General features: G+C 52.5%; 20 protein-coding genes. 12 read left to right on the top strand and 8 right to left on the bottom strand.

What is annotated here, in order from left to right; all coding sequences use genetic code 11:
• The first annotated feature begins 390 nt into the window (after positions 1 to 390).
• The 7 genes from FDX11_RS21695 to FDX11_RS21665 all read left to right on the top strand — a co-directional run bounded on the left by FDX11_RS21695 (position 391) and on the right by FDX11_RS21665 (position 7,439).
• Positions 391 to 993 carry a fimbrial protein gene (locus FDX11_RS21695; RefSeq protein WP_042312249.1) on the top strand — a complete coding sequence of 201 codons (603 nt, stop codon included), beginning with the start codon at positions 391 to 393 and terminating at the stop codon, positions 991 to 993.
• A 77-nt stretch (positions 994 to 1,070) separates the two neighbouring features.
• Entirely contained in the window at positions 1,071 to 1,811 is a 741-nt protein-coding gene (locus tag FDX11_RS21690; protein WP_042312250.1) for a fimbrial chaperone, read from the top strand.
• A 76-nt stretch (positions 1,812 to 1,887) separates the two neighbouring features.
• On the top strand, positions 1,888 to 4,491 hold the full coding sequence (locus FDX11_RS21685; RefSeq protein ID WP_137398521.1) for an outer membrane usher protein: 2,604 nt from the start codon (positions 1,888 to 1,890) through the stop codon (positions 4,489 to 4,491).
• A gap of 26 nt (positions 4,492 to 4,517) precedes the next feature.
• Entirely contained in the window at positions 4,518 to 5,111 is a 594-nt protein-coding gene (locus FDX11_RS21680) for a fimbrial protein (protein ID WP_137398520.1), read from the top strand.
• A gap of 27 nt (positions 5,112 to 5,138) precedes the next feature.
• On the top strand, positions 5,139 to 5,705 hold the full coding sequence (locus tag FDX11_RS21675; RefSeq protein ID WP_042312256.1) for a hypothetical protein: 567 nt from the start codon (positions 5,139 to 5,141) through the stop codon (positions 5,703 to 5,705).
• Positions 5,706 to 5,724: 19 nt separating this feature from the next.
• Positions 5,725 to 6,336 carry a fimbrial-like protein gene (locus FDX11_RS21670; RefSeq protein WP_061382972.1) on the top strand — a complete coding sequence of 204 codons (612 nt, stop codon included), beginning with the start codon at positions 5,725 to 5,727 and terminating at the stop codon, positions 6,334 to 6,336.
• Between the two features lie 14 nt (positions 6,337 to 6,350).
• On the top strand, positions 6,351 to 7,439 hold the full coding sequence (locus tag FDX11_RS21665) for a fimbrial protein (RefSeq protein WP_137398519.1): 1,089 nt from the start codon (positions 6,351 to 6,353) through the stop codon (positions 7,437 to 7,439).
• Positions 7,440 to 7,441: 2 nt separating this feature from the next.
• Here the strand turns inward: FDX11_RS21665 and FDX11_RS21660 are convergent, their stop codons facing one another.
• The 4 genes from FDX11_RS21660 to FDX11_RS21645 form a co-directional block, all read right to left on the bottom strand.
• On the bottom strand, positions 7,442 to 8,671 hold the full coding sequence (locus FDX11_RS21660) for a polysaccharide deacetylase family protein (protein WP_061382969.1): 1,230 nt from the start codon (positions 8,669 to 8,671) through the stop codon (positions 7,442 to 7,444).
• A 66-nt stretch (positions 8,672 to 8,737) separates the two neighbouring features.
• Positions 8,738 to 9,178, bottom strand: coding sequence for a PTS sugar transporter subunit IIA (locus tag FDX11_RS21655; protein ID WP_137398518.1), 441 nt, complete (start codon positions 9,176 to 9,178; stop codon positions 8,738 to 8,740).
• 103 nt (positions 9,179 to 9,281) lie between these two features.
• A complete protein-coding gene (locus FDX11_RS21650) occupies positions 9,282 to 10,052 on the bottom strand; it encodes an ABC transporter permease (RefSeq protein ID WP_042312267.1) in 771 nt (256 codons plus the stop codon).
• A complete protein-coding gene (locus FDX11_RS21645; protein ID WP_042312269.1) occupies positions 10,049 to 10,975 on the bottom strand; it encodes an ABC transporter ATP-binding protein in 927 nt (308 codons plus the stop codon). Before FDX11_RS21645 ends, FDX11_RS21650 begins: the two co-directional genes overlap by 4 nt.
• Before the next feature lie 108 nt (positions 10,976 to 11,083).
• Here FDX11_RS21645 and can point away from each other — a divergent pair, with 108 nt between their 5' ends.
• Positions 11,084 to 11,746 carry a carbonate dehydratase gene (can, locus tag FDX11_RS21640; RefSeq protein WP_038637306.1) on the top strand — a complete coding sequence of 221 codons (663 nt, stop codon included), beginning with the start codon at positions 11,084 to 11,086 and terminating at the stop codon, positions 11,744 to 11,746.
• Between the two features lie 93 nt (positions 11,747 to 11,839).
• Here can and hpt read toward each other — a convergent pair whose 3' ends face one another.
• Positions 11,840 to 12,376, bottom strand: coding sequence for a hypoxanthine phosphoribosyltransferase (gene hpt / locus FDX11_RS21635; RefSeq protein WP_042312274.1), 537 nt, complete (start codon positions 12,374 to 12,376; stop codon positions 11,840 to 11,842).
• 203 nt (positions 12,377 to 12,579) lie between these two features.
• On the opposite strand from hpt, the gene FDX11_RS21630 reads away from it, so the two are divergent.
• On the top strand, positions 12,580 to 14,970 hold the full coding sequence (locus FDX11_RS21630; RefSeq protein ID WP_042312633.1) for a glucose/quinate/shikimate family membrane-bound PQQ-dependent dehydrogenase: 2,391 nt from the start codon (positions 12,580 to 12,582) through the stop codon (positions 14,968 to 14,970).
• An 84-nt stretch (positions 14,971 to 15,054) separates the two neighbouring features.
• On the opposite strand, the gene cueO is transcribed toward FDX11_RS21630, so the two are convergent.
• Complete coding sequence (cueO, locus tag FDX11_RS21625; protein ID WP_137398517.1) at positions 15,055 to 16,665, bottom strand: multicopper oxidase CueO; 1,611 nt, start codon at positions 16,663 to 16,665, stop codon at positions 15,055 to 15,057.
• A 153-nt stretch (positions 16,666 to 16,818) separates the two neighbouring features.
• On the opposite strand from cueO, the gene FDX11_RS21620 reads away from it, so the two are divergent.
• Positions 16,819 to 17,166 (top strand): YacC family pilotin-like protein, encoded by a 348-nt coding sequence (locus FDX11_RS21620; protein ID WP_003018667.1) that lies wholly within the window; start codon positions 16,819 to 16,821, stop codon positions 17,164 to 17,166.
• Between the two features lie 33 nt (positions 17,167 to 17,199).
• Here the strand turns inward: FDX11_RS21620 and yacL are convergent, their stop codons facing one another.
• Together yacL and acnB are read right to left on the bottom strand one after the other, a co-directional pair.
• On the bottom strand, positions 17,200 to 17,562 hold the full coding sequence (gene yacL / locus FDX11_RS21615; protein ID WP_003018670.1) for a protein YacL: 363 nt from the start codon (positions 17,560 to 17,562) through the stop codon (positions 17,200 to 17,202).
• A gap of 174 nt (positions 17,563 to 17,736) precedes the next feature.
• A complete protein-coding gene (acnB, locus tag FDX11_RS21610) occupies positions 17,737 to 20,334 on the bottom strand; it encodes a bifunctional aconitate hydratase 2/2-methylisocitrate dehydratase (RefSeq protein ID WP_072277008.1) in 2,598 nt (865 codons plus the stop codon).
• A 448-nt stretch (positions 20,335 to 20,782) separates the two neighbouring features.
• On the opposite strand from acnB, the gene FDX11_RS21605 reads away from it, so the two are divergent.
• Positions 20,783 to 22,378, top strand: a complete 1,596-nt coding sequence (locus FDX11_RS21605; RefSeq protein WP_042312282.1) for a DUF3300 domain-containing protein — start codon at positions 20,783 to 20,785, stop codon at positions 22,376 to 22,378.
• A gap of 10 nt (positions 22,379 to 22,388) precedes the next feature.
• On the top strand, positions 22,389 to 23,183 hold the full coding sequence (locus FDX11_RS21600) for a DUF2950 family protein (RefSeq protein ID WP_061382963.1): 795 nt from the start codon (positions 22,389 to 22,391) through the stop codon (positions 23,181 to 23,183).
• Positions 23,184 to 23,186 lie beyond the last annotated feature (3 nt).

Raw genomic sequence — 23,186 nt, 5'->3', positions numbered from 1 at the left:
ATTAATGGCTTTCACTTCTTTTATATTTATTACTCGGACCTTTAATACCAAAACCAATTTCCCGCCTGCTAATGATATTAGAAGAAACTGTATCTAGAATATAATATTATTTTTTTAAAGTTTATTTTTACATCATATCAAAATAGATGAACCCCCTCAATTAAAACATAAAAATCCAGTCGTTTCATAAATACAGAAAGCAGAAAAAGGCACGGCAACCCATTGAAAACAAATAACATTATTTTTCATTAAAAATTATTTAAGCAATTCTAATTATTAGAAAGGGAAAGTATTACTATATACTAAAAAAGTTAATATTATTAATAGCTAACGCTATGTAAATTAACCTCATTCTCGAGACGAGAAATATTTTTTATATGGATATTAATCATGGCTTTTAAAAAATATACCTTAGCTGCATTCGTTTTGGCTGCATTCTCTGGTTCTGCGCTAGCCGCTAACACCGATGCAGGTACGATTACTTTCCACGGTCTGGTTTCTGGCAACACCTGCCAAATCTCACTGAAAGATGATCCAATCAATACTCAGGCAGCAACTAACGATTTCAACGTTACTCTGCCAACGGTATTTGTGAAAGACTTCGTGACCGGCTCGACTGACAGCGTTGATAGCGCGCTGGGGAAAACGCCGTTTACCCTGGTACTCTCGAACTGTGATGCCAGCGCAAAAGGCGCCAGCGCCCAATTTGACTCCTGGTCAGGCTCAAGCGCAAGCACCGCTGGTGCACTGGTCCCTCAAAGCGGCCTGCAAGGCGCCGCCTCCAACGTTAACCTGGTTCTGCACAACGCCGGTAACGGTGCAAGTGATCTGATCAAAATCGATCAGACCAACAACACTCAGCACGTCACCTGGGATCCAGATAATAATGAAAGCGGCGGTGAACTGATTTACAACGTAGCGTATATGAACACTGGCGCAGTCAGCAGTGGCGTTGTGCAGGCGCAGGTTGCTTTCACCATGCAGTACGAATAAGTCTCATCATTATGCTTCACTCCTCTGGCGTCAGGTCAGAGGAGTTTTGCCAGATCCAACAGAGAGTGGATATTTCCATGCGTAATTTGACCTTCAGTACCGGCTTAAAAAGCTTTATTGTAGCAATGACTTGTGTCGCAGCCTTTCAGGCAAGCGCTGATATTGTCATTTCCGGCACTCGTATTATTTATCCGCAGTCTGTAAAAGATGTCGTTATTTCATTAGAAAATCGTGGGCAACGGCCGCTGCTGGTTCAAACCTGGTTGGATGACGGCCGTGATACAACCAACCCACAAGAACTCAAGCTGCCTTTCGTTATTACCCCCCCTGTTTCGCGCGTCGATCCACACAAAGGACAGTCAATACGTATTACCTATCTCGGGCAACCTTTGCCACAAGATAAAGAATCCATGTTCTGGTTTAACGCCCTGGAAATTCCCCCCAAAGCTAAACTAAAAGAAGGGGAATCCCCCAATCAGCTACAGTTGGCATTTCGTACCCGGATTAAACTTTTCTTCCGTCCTGATGGTTTAAAAGGAACGCCGGGACAGGCGGTCAAAGATCTGAAATGGTCGCTGCAAAAACAAAACGGTAATTATGCACTGGTCGCTCAAAATAACTCACCGTGGAACGTCTCTCTTTCCGCGGTCACCTTTAAGGTCGGTACCAGAGAGTTCCCGGTGAGCAGTAAATCTATTTTACCCTTTTCCAGTAGCGAAATGCCGGTTACCGACCTAAACAGCCAAACCTCAGGCACTGTGAAATATATGTCAATAAACGATAATGGTGGTGTGGAAGAGAATAACGCCTCAATATAACTCGGCGATAATCACCCTTATTACATAATAATATTATGCCGGTAGTGAGTACTGGCGTTGACGATTTGGGCTCATCATGCAGTTTCGATTTTCATTATTATCTCTGGCTATCTTTGTCTCGTTGCCACAATATGTTCTGGCAGATGGCAAAATTGCGCCATCTTCAAAATCAGATACCGTAGACGTAGAAGAAGCCATCGAATTTAATGAGCAATTCTTGCTTAATAGTGGTGGCGCCATTGATGTTAGCCGTTATACCTTAGGCAACCCAATCCCTGCAGGAAAATACCGTGCGACCGTCAATTTAAACGGTAAAATAAAAACTACAGTTGATATTGAATTTAAAGATAATGGCACGCCGCGCGCATCCCCTTGCCTGACGCCTCTATTATTAGCGCAGGCAGGTATTGATACCAGTAAATTAAACGAATCACATGATGATACGGTGACGTGTATTGATATCAAAGCGCAATATCCAGGCGCCAGCGTGAGTTACGATACGGGAAAACAATCCCTTGATCTGAACTTTCCGCAACTGTATGTACTTAAACTCCCGCAAGGATATGTTGACCCTTCACTTTGGGACAACGGTATCCCGGCGGCGCTATTATCTTATGATCTCAACGCGTGGCACAACGAAAGCAGTAGCAGTACTTCGGATACGGCGTATATGGGGCTGCATTATGGCCTGAATATGGGGCCGTGGCGCTTACGCTCACGCGGAAATATTGACTGGAACAGCGATAATGGCAGCCATTATTCCAGTCAGGATATCTATCTACAGCGTGATATTGCTCCGCTACGCGCGCAAATGGTCGCTGGCGACTCCTACACGCGCGGCGATACATTTGACTCTGTCAGCCTACGCGGTCTGCGCATGTACAACGATGACCGCATGTTGCCCGGCGCCAGTTCCACCTTCGCCCCGGTGGTTCGCGGAATCGCTAACAGCAACGCCAAAGTCACCATTACTCAGAGCGGGAACAAGATTTATGAAACCACGGTTCCGCCTGGCGCATTTGAAATCAGCGATATCAGCACCACGGGGTATGGTAACGATCTGAACGTCACCATCGAAGAGTCCGACGGTAGCAAGCGAACGTTTTCGATCCCTTTTTCCTCCGTCACCCAGATGCTTCGTCCGGGCTCGGTTCGCTGGGATATCGGCGCCGGCGAACTCAATGACGATAGCCTGAGCGACAGGCCGAATGTGGCTTACGGTACACTGTATTATGGGATTAATAACACCTTTACTGGTTATCTCGGCGCTCAAGCAACGGATGACCACTTCTTTGCCGGACTGTTAGGGATTGCCATTAATACGTCCGTCGGCGCCTTCGCCTTTGACGTTACCCAATCGCAAGCCAAAATCGACGAAATTGGCACGTTAACCGGCCAGAGCTATCGCCTGAACTACAGCAAAATGGTCGAGATGACGAAAACCTCGTTTAACGTTGCCGCCTACCGTTTCTCTACTGAAGACTATTTGAGCCTGCACGATGCGGCTTCGCTGGCTAACGACGTCAAACATGGCGAATACCGGAATCAGTCCTACACTTCCGGCGAAGAGCTGTATAACCACTTTCAGCGGATGAAAAACCAGGTACAGATCAGCGTGAATCAACCGTTATCCACGGTCGATAGCGCATACGGCTCACTGTATATCAGCGGTAGCTGGCAGGATTACTGGAACGAAAGCGATGCCACCTCAAACTACAGCATCGGTTATAACAACAGTTTCCGCTACGGCAGCTATAGCTTGTCCGTGCAACGAACCTATGATGACAATGGCGACAAGGACGACAGCGTCTATTTAAGCCTCAATATCCCCTTTAACACCCTATTTGGCCAGGACAGCGCGACAGCCGGTTTCTCCAGTCTCAACGTCGGTATGCGCTCCGACCTCAGCGGGAGCAACAGCATAAATACCACTGCCAGCGGCAGCACAAAGGACACCAGCCTGAGCTACTCCGTTACTACCTCATCCAGCGGCGGAGATTATGGCGACATTAACCAAATTGGCGGTTATGCGACCTGGAACAGCCCATATGGGCCTCTGGGGACATCGATCTCCGCCGGCGACGACGGCAGCAAACAATATTCCGCAAGCTACAACGGCGGCATGGTTATCCATTCCGGCGGTATCACGCTGGCGCCGGGTAGTATCGGCGATAACGACGCGCTGGCGCTAATCAATGCCAACGGAGCCAAAGGGGCGCGGCTGAACTATGGCCATGGTGAGATTGGCAGTTCCGGCTACGGCATTTTGCCTTATATGTCGCCTTACCGTGAAAACCGCGTGGGTATTGATATTACCACCCTGGAAAACGACGTTGAACTTAAGAGTACCAGCACGGTTGTCGTGCCACGCGATGGATCCGTAGTCCGTGTCGATTTCAAGACTGACGAAGGTAAGTCGCTGATTCTGGAGCTATCACGTAACGATGGGGGCTTTATTCCTCTGGGCGCAGACGTACTCAATAGCAAAGGCGAGCTGGTCGGTAGCGTCGGTCAGGCAGGCCAGGCCTATGTTCGCGGGATAGAACAACAAGGAACACTACGAGTTGTCTGGGGTAATGCCAATGATAACGCCTGCGTAGTTCATTACCGGATCGCTGCAAACGCACCGAAAGCAGGGCTCACCACCGTTCTGGATAACCAAACATGTCAGATGCAATAAGCCATTTTATACAGGGAGTTCCCTTTATGACTTTTAACACATCCAAGTACCTCGCCCGCTTCTCCGCAGCGGCGTTAGCGCTGGCGATATCCCAGCCCGTATGGGCGAATGGTGATAGTCTGCAAGTCACCTTTAAAGCGACGATCCGCGAAACCACCTGCGATATGACCATTGACGGCGCCAGCGGCGCTGACAATACGATCACCCTTGGCGATAGCGGCCAGACGCGGCTGGATAATATTCTCTTAGGCACAGGCAATATTAGCGCGCCATTTACGCTTAAAATCGTCGAATGCCCGGATTCGCTGAACGCCATCAAAACCACAATTAAAGGTACCGGTTCAACAAGAATATCTACCGCCCTGATAAATACCTACGCCGGTACCTCTCCAGCACCGACGTCTTATGTTGGCTTAACGATTGCCCGCGCCAGCGCGCTGAATGCCCCTTTCGTCATCAACAGTACAACCGACAGCGAAAGATTGGTATGGACAACCAATGAAATCAAAACGGCAAAAGCCGTCCCACTGGTCGCCACAATGGTGGCAACAGGTACCTCTACGCAGGTTAAAGCGGGCCGATTTGAATCCACCGCAACATTTGAATTTACTTACGAATAATTTCCCCAGCGCAATGGAGTCATTAAGATGAAACATACCCCCTTTTTTCTTGCACTGGCCCTCTGCGGTGGATTATTCACCCATACAGCGCATGCAGATATCGTCGGTACCCCCAGTCTGTCGGCTAAATTTGTCACAACAGTGGTTGCAGGCACCTGCTCCGCCACGGTGAAACAGGGCTCAACCACCACGGACACCATCAATTTTGGCGATGTCTTTAAGTCTGATATTGGCACCCGTACCGAACCTTTTAAGATTGCTTTCACCGGTTGCGCAGGCGTCGATTCGGCAAAAATCGCCGCCCAGGCCGGTAGCGGGAATACATGCGATAGCAATAGCGCCTCATTCGCCACCACCGGTACTGTCAATACCCATACGGCTGTTGAAATCTGGGGCGGCGCGGCCGGGAGCGGTACGCAACTGGCATGCACCAGCGGTACGCCTTCAAATACGGTCACAACCGCAATTAAAGGCGCTTCCACAGCGGAATACGCGATGAACGCGCGTTGGGTAGCGGCCAGCGGTTATACCGCCGCGCAGGCCGTTGCTGGCGACGCCTCGTCGGCAATTACCTTTGTTGTAACTTACGAATAAACCAGAACGGCAGGTGACGATGCGATATTTATTATTTTCTGTTCGCCCCACGACACTGGCTCTGTTCATGGGGTTGGCTACCGGGCAGTGGTCAGCGGCCAGCTATGCGGGCGATGGCCTGGATGTTAATTTCTCGGCAAGGATCGTCAATAACACCTGTCAAATCAGCCTGGACAATGGCGGAGACATTACGCTACCTACCGTCATGCGCAGTTGGTTTTATAATAGCGACGGCAGCGACCGCCTTCAGCCCACCACGGACGCAGGCGGCACACCTTTTACCATTCGGGTGGAGCAATGTGATGCCGTCGGTTCCGGCGGGAATACACTCCAGTCGCTGCATTTCCAGTTTAGTCCCCAGTCCGGCATCACCGCCGGAAATAAACAAGTCTTTATAAATGAAGCGGGAAATGGCGCAGCAACTAACGTCGGGGTAGTCATTTTCTCCGCAACTTACCACACCAACGTACTGAATAACGATGGCGAATCAGATGTCGAATATGACGTAAAAGGGAAATCAGCCGATGACTATTTGACTGAATATGCCTTTTACGCCCGCTATCAAAATACCGGCGCGGTGAGCAGCGGGAAGGTGCTCAGCAACGTCGTCGTCAACGTGACTTACGAATAATAAAAGAACTTATTATGCAAAAGCGTTATTTATTTCTCCTCCTGGGCTGCGCCTCGTTAGCTTTTTCCGGCAGCGTGATGGCATCGAACGAATGTTATATTACCGCTGGCGCAGCGGGGGATTATCATGTGGTTATCGAGCCGACCATCATTCAACTCCCCGTGGTCTATATGGGCGCAACCGTGACCAACATGAACATTCCCGCCAATTACACAATCCCCTTACGAGGGGGGATGGATTGCAATAACAGCAGAAGCAACAGCAACCAAATAACCTTAGGTGAAGCCGATGCAAGCCTGATGGATGTTTATACGGTTCCAGGAACAGGAGGCGGGTTGCTCAAAACCGATATAGAGGGCATCAGCTATACTTATATGCTGCGTTGCGTTAAAGGCAGCGGGTGCAACCACTCATCGGACGTTGGCGATGTTTATCTCAATTTCCCCGCCAGCGGATTAGCCACCGTACCGTCACAAACCGGCGCGCCCTGGAAAGATGCCGACAGCAACTGGGATCTGTTTTTCGATGTTTATCAGACCCCAAATTATCAACCCAGAGTCGGCCAAACTGATGGCTATGCCAAACCGGGTAAAATCGGCACTTTCCGTATGGGTTCAGTGGACCAGCCAAATACAATCACCTTCTCTGTTGACGCCTCCTCTTTGCATTTCAAGGTGATGGAGCCCACCTGCCAATGGGCCTCAGTCAACGATGCGTATTCAACGACGGTGGATCTTGGGCATTTCTTCGTTTCTGATATTAATAAAAATACCGCTCGCGAGATCCCTTTCACCTTTGAATTAACCAACTGCCTGATGACCAAGGTGACCGTCAAAATGAGTGGCAATTACCTGGCTGGCGACCCTACGATTCTGACGCAAAGCGGCGGTAATGCGAGCGGCGTCGGCGTAAAAGTTTACTCCGTGAAAGATGGCTACAAACAGATGAAAGCCGATGGCTCCAATTCATCAGGCACCGCCTTTTCTACCTGGGGCAACAATAGCGTCAGCCTTGATTATGCCGCGAAACTGGTCCCTACCGGAGCGACCGTCAAAGCCGGTGATTTCGAATCCGTCGCCACGTTTACTTTTACCTACGAATAAGCTTACCCCTGCGGCTGATTGACTATCAGCCGCGACATCGTCTCCAGCGAATCCGTTCTTAAAATATAAAGTCTTTTCAATAAGAACGGATTATCCCCCGGCTTCACCTTCCCTCTCACCGTGGTGACCGCCATGTGGAATCCCGCGTCGCCTGCCGCTTTTACCGCCGTAGCGTTATAACCGCCAAACGGATAGGAAAGATACAGGACGTGAGGATTGAACTGGGACAGCGCCCGGCGCGAACGGGCAAAATCAAACAGAATGTTGTGATAGCTGCGACTCAAAAGGATTGGCCGGTGATTGGCATCCACCCGATGTAAAAAATGAGTATGCGACTGGAAGTCGAACACGTCGCGGATCTCGTTCAGTTCAGAAAGGCTCATAAACTGCAGCGATTTCGGATCCCACTTCTGCGGGTGGCGCTTGATGCGTGAGGAAATGATAAACGCCGTTGCCTTCATGCCGTGCTGCTTCAGAATCGGGTAAGCATAACGGCTCACCGACTTCAGCCCATCATCAAAAGTCAGCACCACCGCTCGCGCCGGGAGGTTCATATTGTTGCGTACATAGCCTTCCAGTTGATACATCGTCAGCGTCGTGTAGCCGCGGTCGTGTAGCCAGGCCATCTGGTTGCTAAACGCGCGTACAGAGGTTGTCGTGGAGGTGTGGCGAAAGCGGGTATTCTCTTCATCGCGCAGAATATGATGATAGGTTAACACCGGTATACCGTTGTCTTCCTGCGCATCCAGAGCACTGATATAGGCCAGTCTGCCGCCAATGCGGATCTGGTACCACGTCTGGTTGAGTCGGTCTTTAAGCTTACTGATAATGGGATAGCGCAGATTATCCGCCAGCACGCCAAACGGGGCGCTACCGACATCCGGAGCATTATAAACCGGGGTATCTTTCCAGGTAATCAAGCTTTGATTGCTGAGCGGTTTATTGAGATCGCCCAGACCATCATCAACTTTCTGCCGCCCCTGAACAGGCTCCAGATGTCCCTTATCAATAAACCCGGTACCCAAGCCAAAGGTGAATTCGTAATAGTCTGCCGCAATCGGCTCTACGGCAAGGATCTGCCCGGCGCGAATATTCCCCACCGTCACCATTTTATCACCTATCTGCGCCCACACGGCAGCCGCTTCGGTAGTTTGCATGTAGCGAGCAGGCAAAGCCGCAGCTACGCTGCCAGAAGACAGGAGCAACAAAATAAGCACAACGCGCATAACCATATGAGATAACCGAACCGAGGCGAGAAACCTCGGCTATTGTAGCAAAAGCACCATCAATACCAACGATTAATACTCATACAAATCATGCTTCAATACGAAGGGGGGATTTTTTTGTTGTTGATGCCAGAGACTTGAGACTTCCGGCCCGCCAAGCGTAACAATGCAATTGCGAAACGCAGAGCTGCTCATTGATTCCCGCGACGAAAGCATTCTCTCAAGCAATGAATAGCTGATACCTGAAATCACTTCACACTGGGGGTGTTTGTGGCTCATTAACGAGGCCACGCGGTATGGTGCGGCCCCCGCGGTATCCGTCAGGAAGATCACGCCCTCGCCTGAGTCAGTAGCATGCAGAGCGTGGCACATCATGCGGCTCAACATATTTGAGCTGAGTCCACGCCAAAAACTTACCGCCTGGCATTGGGCCAACGGGCCGTGCTTTTGCTCCAGACGATGCAGCATATCCTGTGCCTTATCGTCATGACAGGTAATTACCCAACCTAACATTGCCTACCTCCTTAGCAGGCAAGTAGTTTATCAGTGTGATAAATACATAATGGTGATAAGCGTCAAAAGTCTTCCTCTCCCGAGCAGAGAGAGGAAGAAAGAATTAACTGCGCAAACCGCGCCCACGCTGGATCAGGTACCAGCACAGCAAATAAAACACCGCGATGAACACCACCAGCACGCCAAACGTGGTGACCAGCGGAACATCATGGATACCCAGGAAGCCGTAGCGGAACCCGCTGATCATGTAGACAATTGGGTTCAGGTGCGACAGTCCCTGCCAGAACGGCGGCAGCAGCGTTAACGAATAGAAAACGCCCCCCAAATAGGTCAGCGGCGTCAGCACGAAGGTTGGGATCAGGCTGATATCGTCAAAGGTTTTGGCGAAAACCGCGTTCAGCAGCCCGGCCAGTGAAAACAGTACCGCCGTTAACACTAGCGTGAGCGCAACAAAGACCCAGGAGTGCACCTGGAACGGCACGAAGAACAGTGAAATAGCCGTTACAAGGATCCCTACGCACAGGCCACGCGCCACGCCACCGCCGACAAAACCCGCGATAATGACGTGCGTCGGTACCGGAGCGACCAGCAGTTCTTCAATATTGCGTTGAAACTTGGCGCTAAAGAATGACGATGCCACGTTAGCGTACGAGTTGGTGATCACCGCCATCATAATCAGCCCCGGCACAATAAATTGCATGTAGCTAAAACCATGCATTTCGCCGATACGCGAGCCAATCAAATTACCAAAAATAATAAAATAGAGCGTCATGGTGATGACGGGAGGAACCAGAGTCTGGACCCAGATACGCATAAAGCGGTGGATCTCTTTCGCCCAGATGCTTTTTAGCGCAACCCAATAAAGCTGCATCATGCGCGATCTCCTTGTTTTTCATGCACCAGAGAAACAAACAGTTCTTCCAGTCGGTTCGCTTTGTTACGCATACTTAATACCTGAATACCCTGGGCGCTCAGTTGTGAGAACACGCTGTTAACCCCTTGCTCACGCAGAACTTCCACTTCCAGCGTCGAGGTATCAACCAGACGATACTGATACCCTTCCAGTTTTGGCAGCGGGCTTTTTGGCGCCAGATCGAGGATAAAAGTTTCAGATTTCAGTTTAGAGAGCAGACTCTTCATTGAGGTATTTTCCACCAGCTCACCGTGCTGAATAATACCGATATTACGACACAGCATTTCCGCTTCTTCGAGATAGTGGGTAGTCAGAATAATCGTGGTGCCTTTGTCGTTTAAATCTTTTAAAAAGCCCCACATTGAACGACGTAGCTCAATGTCGACGCCCGCCGTCGGTTCATCGAGAATCAACAGCTTTGGCTGATGCATCAGCGCCCGCGCGATCATCAGACGACGTTTCATCCCACCGGAAAGCATACGCGCACGTTCGTTACGTTTTTCCCACAAGTCGAGCTGTTTTAGATATATTTCGCTACGCTTAACGGCTTCTTTATGCTCAACGCCATAGTAGCCTGCCTGGTTGACCACGATCTGCTGCACGGTTTCAAACGGGTTAAAGTTAAACTCCTGTGGCACCAGACCAAGCTGACGTTTAGCGTTAACCGTATCTTTATCGAGATCGTATCCGAAGACGCTTACCCGTCCGGAAGTTTTATTCACCAGCGAACTGATAATGCCGATGGTGGTAGATTTACCTGCGCCATTCGGTCCCAAAAGCGCATAAAAATCACCCGCTTCGACTTGCAAATCTATGCCGCGTAGCGCCTGCACGCCACCGGGATAGGTTTTCTTAAGTTCTTGAAGTTCCAGAGCAATGGTCATGGTTTTTTACTTACCTTACGTTCTGACATTTCATATATAGTTTAATTAATGCTGGAGTTACCCTATATTAGCCCATCGAATTTATCTGGTTTCGGGTCGTACAACTCCATGAAAGACATAGATACACTCATCAGCAACAATGCACTATGGTCAAAGATGCTGGTAGAAGAGGATCCCGGATTTTTTGAAACGCTGACACATGCGCAGAATCCACGTTTTCTATGGATTGGATGTTCCGATAGCCGCGTTCCCGCTGAACGATTGACCGGTCTGGAACCGGGCGAATTATTCGTCCACCGTAATGTTGCCAATCTGGTTATTCACACCGACCTGAACTGCCTCTCAGTGGTTCAGTATGCGGTGGATGTGCTGGAAGTGGAACATATTATTATTTGCGGCCACTACGGATGCGGCGGCGTCCAGGCAGCGATTGAAAATAAAGAACAGGGGCTGATTGATAACTGGTTACTGCATATTCGCGATATCTGGTTTAAACACAGCTCACTGCTTGGCGAAATGCCGCAGGAACGCCGCATGGACACCCTGTGCGAACTGAATGTCATGGAGCAGGTCTATAACCTGGGTCATTCAACGATTATGCGATCCGCCTGGAAGCGCGGTCAGAAAGTCACCATTCACGGCTGGGCCTACGGTATTCATGATGGCCTGCTGCGCGATCTCGACGTCACCGCCACCAGCCGCGAAACGCTGGAGCAGCGCTATCGCCAGGGCTTATCTAACCTCAGCCAGAAACACTGCAACCATAAATAATGAGACATTGCCGGGAGGCGGCTATGCCTTACCCGGCCTACAAACCTGCGCCGTAGGCCTGATAAGTGAAGCGCCATCAGGCACTCCAGCCAATTACTCGTCCAGCAGCACCACTTTGCCAACGTACGGCAGATGGCGATAACGCTGAGCATAGTCAATGCCGTAGCCGACCACAAACTCATCTGGAATAGAGAATCCGATAAACTCAACCGGGACATCCACTTCACGACGGGAAGGTTTATCCAGCAGCGTACAGATAGCCAGGGATTTTGGCTCGCGCAGGCTCAGAATCTCACGCACTTTAGACAGCGTGTTGCCGGAGTCGATGATGTCTTCGACAATCAGCACGTCCTTGCCACGAATGTCTTCATCCAGGTCTTTCAGGATTTTAACATCACGCGTGGTAGACATTCCGCTGCCATAACTGGATGCAGTCATGAAATCGACTTCGTGGGAGACATGCACTTCACGGCACAGGTCCGCCATAAACATAAATGAACCGCGTAACAGACCAACCAGCACCATATCGCTGCCGCTGTCCTTATAACGTTCGTTAATCTGACGTCCCAGTTCAGCAATACGCGCTTTGATCTCCGCTTCCGGGATCATGACTTCAACAGTATGTTTCATATCTCTAACCATATGATTTAAAAACAAATCACTCAATGCTTACTTTTAATAAGCGAGCATCTAAGCGCAAGGCACGCAGTATACCAGCAAAAGCATTCATCCGCGGCATCTGTTGATAAAGTTCATAATGTGACAATCGTCACGCGTTTTAACTCCTATAATTAACTGCTATTAAAGAAATAACACCTGTGATGGTATTTTTTATGGCAAATAACAACGTACGATCCCAACGACTTATCGTGACACTGAGTGCTCTGTTCGCCGCACTTTGTGGACTCTATCTTCTGATTGGCGGAGGCTGGCTGGTCGCCATCGGTGGCTCCTGGTATTACCCGATAGCGGGTCTGGCCATGCTCGGCGTGGCCTTCCTGCTATGGCGTAGTCAACGCTCCGCGCTTTGGCTGTATGCCGTCCTGCTTCTCGCCACCATGATTTGGGGCGTATGGGAAGTCGGCTTTGATTTCTGGGCATTAACACCGCGTAGCGACATCCTGGTCTTCTTCGGTATCTGGCTGATTCTGCCGTTCGTCTGGCGTCACCTGCTCATCCCTTCCAGCGGCGCGGTAACGGCGCTGGTCGTCGCACTACTGATTAGCGGCGCGATCCTGACTTGGGCGGGTTTCAACGATCCGCAGGAAGTACACGGCACGCTGAGCGCGAATACCACCCCGGCTGAAGCAATTTCACCGGTGGCCGACGAGGACTGGCCCGCTTACGGGCGCAATCAGGAAGGTCAACGCTACTCACCGTTAAAACAAATTAACGCCGACAATGTACATCAATTGAAAGAAGCCTGGGTATTTCGCACCGGTGATTTAAAACAGCCAAACGATCCGGGTGAAATCACCAATGAAGTCACGCCGATCAAAGTTGGTGATACGCTCTATCTGTGTACCGCCCACCAGCGTCTGTTTGCGCTCGATGCGGCGAGTGGTAAAGAGAAGTGGCATTTCGATCCCCAACTCAATACCAACACCTCTTTCCAGCACGTAACCTGTCGCGGCGTTTCTTATCATGAAGCACGTGCCGATAACGCCAGCCCGGAAGTGGTGGCTGACTGTCCGCGCCGCATCATCCTGCCGGTGAACGATGGCCGTCTGTTTGCCCTGAACGCGGAAACCGGCAAGCTGTGCGCAACCTTCGCCAATCAAGGCATCCTCAACTTACAAACCAACATGCCGGATACCACGCCGGGTCTGTATGAGCCGACGTCACCGCCCATCATCACTGATAAAACCATCGTGATTGCCGGGTCGGTGACCGATAACTTCTCCACCCGCGAAACTTCCGGCGTTATCCGTGGCTTCGATGTGAATACCGGTAAGCTGCTGTGGGCATTCGACCCAGGTGCCAAAGATCCCAATTTCATCCCGTCAGATGAACATACGTTCACCTTTAACTCACCAAACTCCTGGGCCCCTGCGGCCTATGACGCGAAGCTGGATCTGGTGTATCTGCCCATGGGCGTCACCACACCGGACATCTGGGGCGGTAACCGCACGCCGGAACAGGAACGTTATGCCAGCGCCATCCTGGCGTTAAATGCCACTACCGGGAAGCTGGCCTGGAGCTATCAAACCGTTCATCACGATCTATGGGATATGGACTTACCGGCGCAGCCAACGCTGGCGGATATCACCGTTAAAGGCCAGAAAGTCCCGGTCATTTACGCCCCGGCGAAAACCGGTAACATCTTCGTGCTCGACCGCCGTAATGGTGAACTGGTGGTACCTGCCCCGGAAAAACCGGTGCCGCAGGGTGCAGCCAAAGGTGATTACGTCAGCAAAACCCAGCCGTTCTCCGACCTTACCTTCCGTCCGCAGAAAGATTTGAGCGGCGCGGACATGTGGGGCGCCACCATGTTCGACCAGTTGGTGTGTCGCGTAATGTTCCACCAACTGCGTTATGAGGGCATCTTCACCCCACCTTCAGAGCAGGGCACGCTGGTGTTCCCTGGCAACCTGGGGATGTTCGAATGGGGCGGAATCTCCGTTGATCCCAACCGTCAGGTGGCGATAGCCAACCCGATGGCGCTGCCGTTTGTCTCGAAGCTGATCCCACGCGGCCCAGGTAATCCGATGGAGCCGCCGAAAGATGCCAAAGGCACCGGCACAGAATCAGGAATTCAGCCACAGTACGGCGTGCCGTTCGGCGTCACGCTGAATCCGTTCCTGTCGCCATTTGGCCTGCCGTGTAAGCAGCCAGCCTGGGGCTACATCTCCGCCGTGGATCTGAAGACCAATGAAGTGGTGTGGAAAAAACGTATTGGCACCCCGCAGGACAGCATGCCGTTCCCAATGCCGGTTCAGGTACCGTTTAATATGGGAATGCCAATGCTGGGAGGGCCTATCTCCACCGCCGGTAACGTGCTGTTCATTGCCGCAACCGCCGACAACTATCTGCGCGCCTACAATATGAGTAACGGTGAAAAACTGTGGCAGGGCCGTCTACCGGCAGGTGGACAGGCGACACCGATGACCTATGAAGTGAATGGCAAGCAGTATGTGGTGATCTCCGCCGGAGGCCACGGGTCGTTTGGCACGAAGATGGGCGATTATATCGTGGCGTATGCATTGCCGGACGACGCTAAATAACTGAAAAGCCCGGTAAGCTTAGCGCCACCGGGCCTACGGATGCGACATGTCGGCCGGGCAAGGCGAAGCCGCCCCCCGGCTTTTTTATACCGTGAATCCGAGCATCATGCCGGTATCTTCATGCTCTAACAGATGACAGTGCGCCATATAGGCATGCTCTTTCGGCGCGTCGTGGTCAAACTTCACCAGCACCTCGCTGACGCCGCCTTCTACCCGCACCGTATCCTTCCATCCCGCGCGGTGCGCGGCAGGCACTTTGCCATTCTCAGACAAAATGCGGAACTGGGTGCCGTGAATATGGAACGGATGCAGCATCATGTCGCCCTGACCGGAAATTACCCAGCGCTCATGCTGACCTTTCGCCGCGGCGAACATGGGTTTATTCATATCAAACGCCAGACCGTTAATCCGGTTGGCATTATGGAAATCAAATGATCCCGCCTGCTTCATGTTGCCATGCTGCATATTCCCCATGTTGCCATGGTTCATATTGCCATGATTCATCTTCCCGTGGCCCATATTGTCATTATTCATATGGTCCATCATCTTCCCATGATCCATACCCGCCATCGCCTGACCGCCGTATTTCTTCATCAGCATTTGCATGCCCATCATGTCGAGCATCGGATCCATAGACAGCTGTAGTTTGCGTACCGTCAGGCCATCCAGTGACGGCAATGACGGCATGGATGTCAGCGAATCAGGCAGCGTTGCGGAAGCGGTAATCAGCAACGGCTGAACGCGCATCACCGGGTGCGGCTTATCAAATGGCGCAACCGCCATCCCCATCTGGCTGACAGGAAGAGTGACCAGATCAAACGCCTTACCGTCGCTCACATCCACCAGCACTTCAAAGCGCTCGCCCATCAGCATAGGAAGTTCAGTTACTTTGACCGGTTCCGCCAACAGTCCACCATCGCTGGCAATAACGTACAGAGGACGATTGTCGCTGGTGGCAATATTCAGCGAGCGAGCGTTACACCCGTTCAGCAGGCGCAAACGCAGCCAACCGCGCGGCGCGGCATGTTGAGGATAAATCGCGCCGTTGGTCAGCAGCGTATCGCCAAACCAGCCGACGGCAGCGGTCATCATGTCCAGTTGATAGTTGATCTGTCCATCGGCGGAAAACTGCTTGTCCTGAATAATCACCGGCACATCATCAATGCCCCACTGCTTCGGCAGCAGCAGTTTGTGGATCTCTTCATCTTCAATCAGCACCAGTCCGGCCAGCCCCATCGCCACCTGGCGACCGGTTTTACCATGCTGATGTGGATGGAACCAACAGGTTGCTGCCCGTTGATCCGGTGTGAAAGTGACGGAACGTTTCCCGCCTGCCGGGATAATACCTTGCGGCCCACCATCAACTTCACCAGGAATTTCCAGCCCGTGCCAGTGCAACGTCGTCTCTTCGGCAAGCTGGTTGTGGATATCCACCGTCACCGATTGCCCTTTGTTTAGCTTTAGCGCCGGTCCGAGCAAATTGCCGTTATATCCCCACGTCGTGGCGGTTTTACCTGCAAAGTTCGACTGCCCGGCTTGTGCAATCAACTGAATGCGATTAGAAGCATCGGCGGTTAACAGGTCTGGAATGGGTAATGCCGGACGGTCGGCGGCAAATACGCTACGGCTCCACAGAGGTAATGCTGACGCGACACCCAGCGCCACGGAGTACTTTAAAAAGTCACGACGTTGCATAATCACTTCCTTATATTCAGCAGCTTAAGCAGGCTATCTTTTAAGCATAAGTCTTCCCCTTACGGGAAGGTCAAGTAAACGGCTAATAATAAAGGTCGTCGCTTCGCTCGCAGTGTGCTAACGTTTAAATTCCGTGATGCAGTGGTAGAAGCAATGAAGACGTTTTTCAGAACAGTTTTGTTCGGCAGCCTGATGGCCGTATGCGCAAATAGCTACGCGCTGAGCGAGTCCGAAGCCGAAGATATGGCCGATTTAACGGCAGTTTTTGTTTTTCTGAAAAATGACTGTGGATACCAGAATTTGCCAAATGGGCAGATCCGTCGCGCACTGGTCTTTTTTGCCCAGCAAAACCAGTGGGACCTGAGCAATTACGACACCTTCAACATGAAGGCACTGGGTGAGGACAGCTATCGCGATCTCAGCGGTATCGGCATCCCAACGGCAAAAAAATGCAAAGCGCTGGCGCGTGACTCGTTAAGCCTGCTGGCGTACGTGAAGTAACAGACATAGCGGAGCCCGCTGGCTCCGCATGGATTAACGCTGTTGCACAAATTCGCGGTACGCCGCGACCACTTGCAGAAAATCCTCTACGCCGCAGAGCGAAAAGCTCTCTTCGTCGTAGTAGCTCATCCCCTCTTCCATTTCATCGCCCGAGAACTCGAGCTGATTGGCGCGAACCATCACCTCTTCGCCATCCAGCCAGAGCGTGTATTCATGCCCTGCTCGCTGCCAGGAGCGCTCACTGCCCTTCACCGCACGCGCCGCCTGTTCCACTTCATCAAGTAAGGCCAGGTTCTCTTTCACTTCCTCATTAAACCAGTGCCCCACCACCTCGTGGCCCATGGACATACGCACTTTTACCACTCCGGTAATATCGCGCAGAAATTCGTAATCCATAATGTCTTCCTCTGCTCCCGGCAATGCGCCAATACCGCATTGCGCCTTGCTGTAATTATCGCAGCAGCGCGGCAGAAAAAAAGCGTAGCGGGTATAAGGAATAGAAATAAAAATGCCCGGAGAAGCTGACTTCTCCGGGCATTGATGCGTTTTTACACAAAACGCGTTAACGCATTAGACTGCGGTCTGGAAAATCACGCCGTCCGCTTTCTCGGTGTACTGAGAAAGCTGGTCGAAGTTCAGATAACGGTAGGTATCCACCGCCGTCTTATCCACCTGAGCCACATAGGTCTGGTACTCTTCCGGCGTCGGCAGCTTGCCGATCAGCGCCGCAACCGCCGCCAGCTCCGCAGAGGCCAGGAAGACGTTCGCCCCGGTCCCTAAACGGTTCGGGAAGTTACGGGTAGAAGTGGAAACCACCGTCGCACCGTCGGCCACACGCGCCTGGTTCCCCATACACAGGGAACAGCCCGGGATCTCAATACGCGCGCCGCTCTTACCAAACACGCTGTAGTAGCCTTCTTCGGTCAGCTGCGCCGCGTCCATACGGGTTGGCGGCGCCACCCACAGGCGCGTCGGCAGCTGGCCTTTGTGCGCATCCAGCAGCTTACCAGCGGCGCGGAAGTGGCCGATGTTGGTCATGCAGGAGCCGATGAACACTTCGTCGATCTTCTCGCCCTGCACGTCAGACAGCAGACGCGCGTCGTCCGGATCGTTCGGCGCACACAGGATTGGCTCTTTGATATCCGCCAGATCGATGTCGATCACCGCCGCGTATTCCGCATCAGCATCGGCTTCCAGCAACTGCGGATCCGCCAGCCATTTTTCCATGCCCTGCACGCGACGTTCCAGCGTACGACGGTCGCCGTAGCCTTCTGCAATCATCCACTTCAGCAGCACGATGTTGGAGGTCAGGTACTCGATAATCGGTTCTTTGTTCAGCTTGATGGTACAACCGGCAGCGGAACGCTCGGCGGAAGCATCGGTCAATTCGAACGCCTGCTCGACTTTCAGATCCGGTAGACCTTCAATTTCCAGAATGCGGCCAGAGAAGATGTTTTTCTTCCCTTTTTTCTCAACGGTCAGCAGACCCTGTTTGATCGCGTACAGCGGGATGGCGTGTACCAGATCGCGCAGCGTGATACCCGGCTGCATTTTGCCTTTGAAGCGCACCAGAACGGATTCCGGCATATCCAGCGGCATCACGCCGGTCGCGGCAGCAAACGCCACCAGACCAGAGCCCGCCGGGAAGGAAATACCAATCGGGAAACGGGTATGGGAGTCACCGCCAGTACCCACGGTATCCGGCAGCAGCATGCGGTTCAGCCAGGAGTGAATAACGCCGTCGCCCGGACGCAGCGACACACCGCCGCGGTTCATGATGAAGTCTGGCAGCGTGTGATGCGTGTTCACGTCAACCGGCTTCGGATACGCGGCAGTGTGACAGAAGGACTGCATCACCAGGTCAGACGAGAAGCCCAGACACGCCAGGTCTTTCAGTTCGTCACGGGTCATCGGGCCAGTGGTATCCTGGGAACCCACGGAAGTCATCTTCGGTTCGCAGTACGCGCCCGGTCGGATGCCTTTCACGCCGCAGGCACGGCCAACCATTTTTTGTGCCAGAGAGAAGCCACGGCTGCTTTCTGCCACGTCTTTCGCCTGACGGAAAACGTCTGAGTGCGGCAGACCCAGCGCTTCACGCGCTTTGGTGGTCAGGCCACGGCCGATAATCAGCGGGATACGGCCACCGGCGCGGACTTCGTCGAGCAGCACGTCGGTTTTCAGTTCGAAGGTTGCCAGCAGCTCACCGGTTTCGTGGTTGCGCACTTCACCACTGTAAGGGTAAACGTCAATCACGTCGCCCATGTTCATGTTCGACACGTCGACTTCAATCGGCAGCGCGCCCGCATCTTCCATGGTGTTGAAGAAGATAGGCGCAATTTTGCCGCCGAGGCACAGACCGCCGCCGCGCTTGTTCGGCACATGCGGGATATCATCGCCCATAAACCACAGTACGGAGTTGGTCGCCGATTTACGGGAGGAACCGGTGCCGACAACGTCACCGACGTAGGCCAGCGGGTAGCCTTTTTTCTGTAATGCTTCGATTTGTTTGATCGGGCCAACGACGCCCGGCTGATCCGGGTCAATGCCTTCACGGGCGTTTTTCAGCATCGCCAGCGCGTGCAAAGGAATATCCGGGCGGGACCAGGCATCCGGGGCCGGAGAAAGGTCATCGGTGTTGGTTTCACCGGTCACTTTAAAGACGGTAACGGTAATTTTTTCAGCAAGCTGAGGACGGTTCAGGAACCATTCGGCATCAGCCCAGGACTGCATTACCTGCTTCGCATATTCGTTGCCCGCTTTGGCTTTTTCTTCTACATCGTAGAAGTTATCGAACATCAGCAGCGTTGAAGAGAGCGCTTTGGCGGCAATCGGCGCCAGTTTTGCGTCGTCCAGCGCATCGATCAGCGGATGAATGTTGTAACCACCCTGCATGGTGCCCAGCAATTCAATGGCTTTTTCTGGCGTGACCAGTGGGGAGGTGGTGTCGCCTTTCGCGACAGCAGCGAGAAAACCGGCTTTAACATATGCGGCTTCATCTACGCCAGGAGGAACGCGGTTGATCAACAGGTCTAACAGGAATTCTTCTTCGCCCACAGGCGGGGTCTTCAGCAGCTCGACAAGTGCGGCCATTTGGGTTGCGTCTAAAGGTTTTGGCACAATCCCCTGGGCAGCACGCTCAGCTACGTGCTTACGGTATTCTTCTAGCACGACGATATCTCCTCGCTCTCATTGTCATAATGCGGCGCTTTTGTTGATGGGCGATTCTCTTCACGCTCCTGTGAGACAGTAGTTAGTAGGGTAAATGCCCGGTACCGCATAAGGCACAATAACAGGATTTTCTTTAAGTGTTAATCTGTTTACAAAAAAGCAACATAAAAAATTGGCTGAATCGTTAAGAATGGTGTAGCGGCGAGGCGAGACGCATTTCAGAGGGATTAAGATTGCCGTAAAGCGGTTGATTTTCAAGCGCGACATGCTGAATTTTCCAGCGTTTTTTAAGCCATCAGATATAATTGTGTAATAAATACTCACACTCTTTTTCCGGACCTGCCGGCTGAATCCCCAATAAAAGTCAAAACTGTCAAACACGGGTGCATGATACTCGCGACAACAGGAACGCCTCACGGCACAGCACTTGTCTCGTTGGAGTCATTTTATGAAGTTGCCATTTAAGCCACACCTGCTTGTTCTTCTGTGCAGTGCCGGGTTGTTTGCCGCCTCTGGCGTGATGTTCGTTAAAAGTCGCGTAACGGAGCCCGCTGCTCCGGCCCCCGTCGCACAACAACCTTCAGCGCCGGCTCCCGCCCCCGTAGCGGCCCCTGCTCCAGTTGACCAACCTGCGCCTGCTGCTGCTCCGACATACTCGGCTGCGCAAATCGATCAGTGGGTGGCACCTATCGCGCTCTATCCGGACTCACTGCTGTCACAAATTTTGATGGCCTCAACCTATCCGGCTAACGTCATCCAGGCCGCGCAGTGGTCAAAAGATAATCCCAAAATGCAGGGCGATGCCGCCATTCAGGCCGTTGCTGGTCAACCCTGGGATCCCAGCGTGAAATCACTGGTCGCCTTCCCACAACTGATGTCGCTGATGGGCGAAAATCCGCCGTGGGTACAAAGCCTGGGTGACGCTTTCCTCGCGCAACCGAAAGATGTCATGGACTCTGTGCAACGTCTGCGCGCGCTGGCGCAACAAACCGGGGCGTTGCAATCAACACCGCAACAGACCGTCACTACTGTGACAAAAGCAGCACCGGCTAAAACCGTCACCAGCGAGTCAACAACCAGTTCTACTACCACGACCGCCACGACAAGCCCAACGGTTATCAAAATTGAATCCGCCGATCCGCAGGTGGTGTACGTCCCCACCTATAATCCGAACACGGTTTACGGTACCTGGCCCAATACCGCCTATCCACCAACCTATCTGCCGCCAACGCCCGGCGAACAGTTTGGCAACAGCTTCGTGAACGGTTTAGGCTTCAGCCTCGGTGTCGCCACAACCTATGCCATCTTCAGCAATATCGACTGGGATGATGACGATGACTGGGACCACCATCATCACGATGACTGGGATAACCATGGCGGGTATAACCGCAACGGCGATAACAACATCAATATAAACGTTGATAACTTCAATAAAATCAGCGGGCAACGGCTGACGGACGCCAACCGTACCTGGCAGCACAACCCGGCCTATCGCGAGGGTGTGCCGTACCCTAATAGCCAGCTTAATAACCGCTTTCACCCCACTAACACGGCAACGGGCTTAAGCTCAACCCAGCAACGACCAGTCAACCGTGATAGCCAGCGTCAGGCAGCCCTGAGCCAGATGGAAAAATCAACGGGGAAAACATTCCCGCAAACGGCGCGTACGGGCACGAGAGACGCCCAGCGTCAGGCATCCAGCCAACAGCTGAAGCAAATTTCTCAGCGTAATAACTACCGTGGTTACGATACCAAGCCGCAAACGGCGCAGCGGGCAAACACTCAGCAGCGTGAAAATCGCCAGGCTGCCGCCCAGCGCCAGGAGAAACGGATCACGCAACCGGCGCAGCAACGCAATGTGCAGCAGCGTAATCTTCAACAGTTCCAGCCGCGCGCCAATGCGCTGAGCGGTAATGACAGTCGCTCCGCCAACTGGCAGGCACAGCAGCAGCGAGGGGCCCAAAGCAGGCAGTTCGCCCGCAACCAACCATCTCGCCAGCTATCCGGCGGTCGTGCTGAACACCGTGAATTCCGTCATCGTTAAGGGAACCGACATGAAAAATAAACTACTCAGTGGAATGGTGTTGTTCATGGTTTCGGCCACCGCGATGGCACAGCAATCCTTCAGCACGCCGGACCAGGCCACCGATGCGCTGGCAAACGCTATCAGTGAGCAAAATGAAAGTGCGATGAACAACCTGCTTGGGGAAAACTGGCGCGAGTTTCTGCCGCCGGAAGGCGTCGACCCCGATGCGGTAGACCGCTTCCTGCGCGACTGGAAGGTTCGCCATAACACCGTTGTCGACGGTAATACCGCGCACCTGGTGGTCGGGGACAGCGACTGGCAACTGCCGATCCCGGTGGTTAAAACCACTTCTGGCTGGCAATTTGATATTAAGGAAGCGGCCGAAGAGATCCTGACCCGTGAGATTGGGCGCAACGAACTCGCTGCCATCGAGGCATTACATGCCTATGTCGATGCTCAGCAAAGCTACTTTGCGATGAACCAGACGTACGCACAAAAGATTGTCAGCTCTGAAGGGAAAAAAGATGGTCTGTACTGGCCCGTTTCACCCGGTGAAGCGCCAAGCCCGCTGGGGCCAGCCTTCAGTCCGCAGGAACCCGGCACAGGCTATCACGGTTATCATTTCCGTATTCTTCCCGACAAAGCCAGCGGCTTTGCGATGGTTGCCTGGCCCGTCAGCTACGATCATACTGGCGTGATGAGCTTTATGGTCAACGGTGATGACAAGGTCTATCAGGCGGATCTTGGCGAGGAGTCGCAGCGAAAAGCACAGGCGTTAACCGCCTACCACCTGGATAAAACCTGGCAGCCTGTCACGCCCTGAATC

Source organism: Citrobacter sp. wls714, assembly GCF_005281025.1.
In the GTDB taxonomy this organism is placed as follows: domain Bacteria; phylum Pseudomonadota; class Gammaproteobacteria; order Enterobacterales; family Enterobacteriaceae; genus Citrobacter; species Citrobacter werkmanii.
This window is presented reverse-complemented; position numbering and strand designations above follow the sequence as displayed.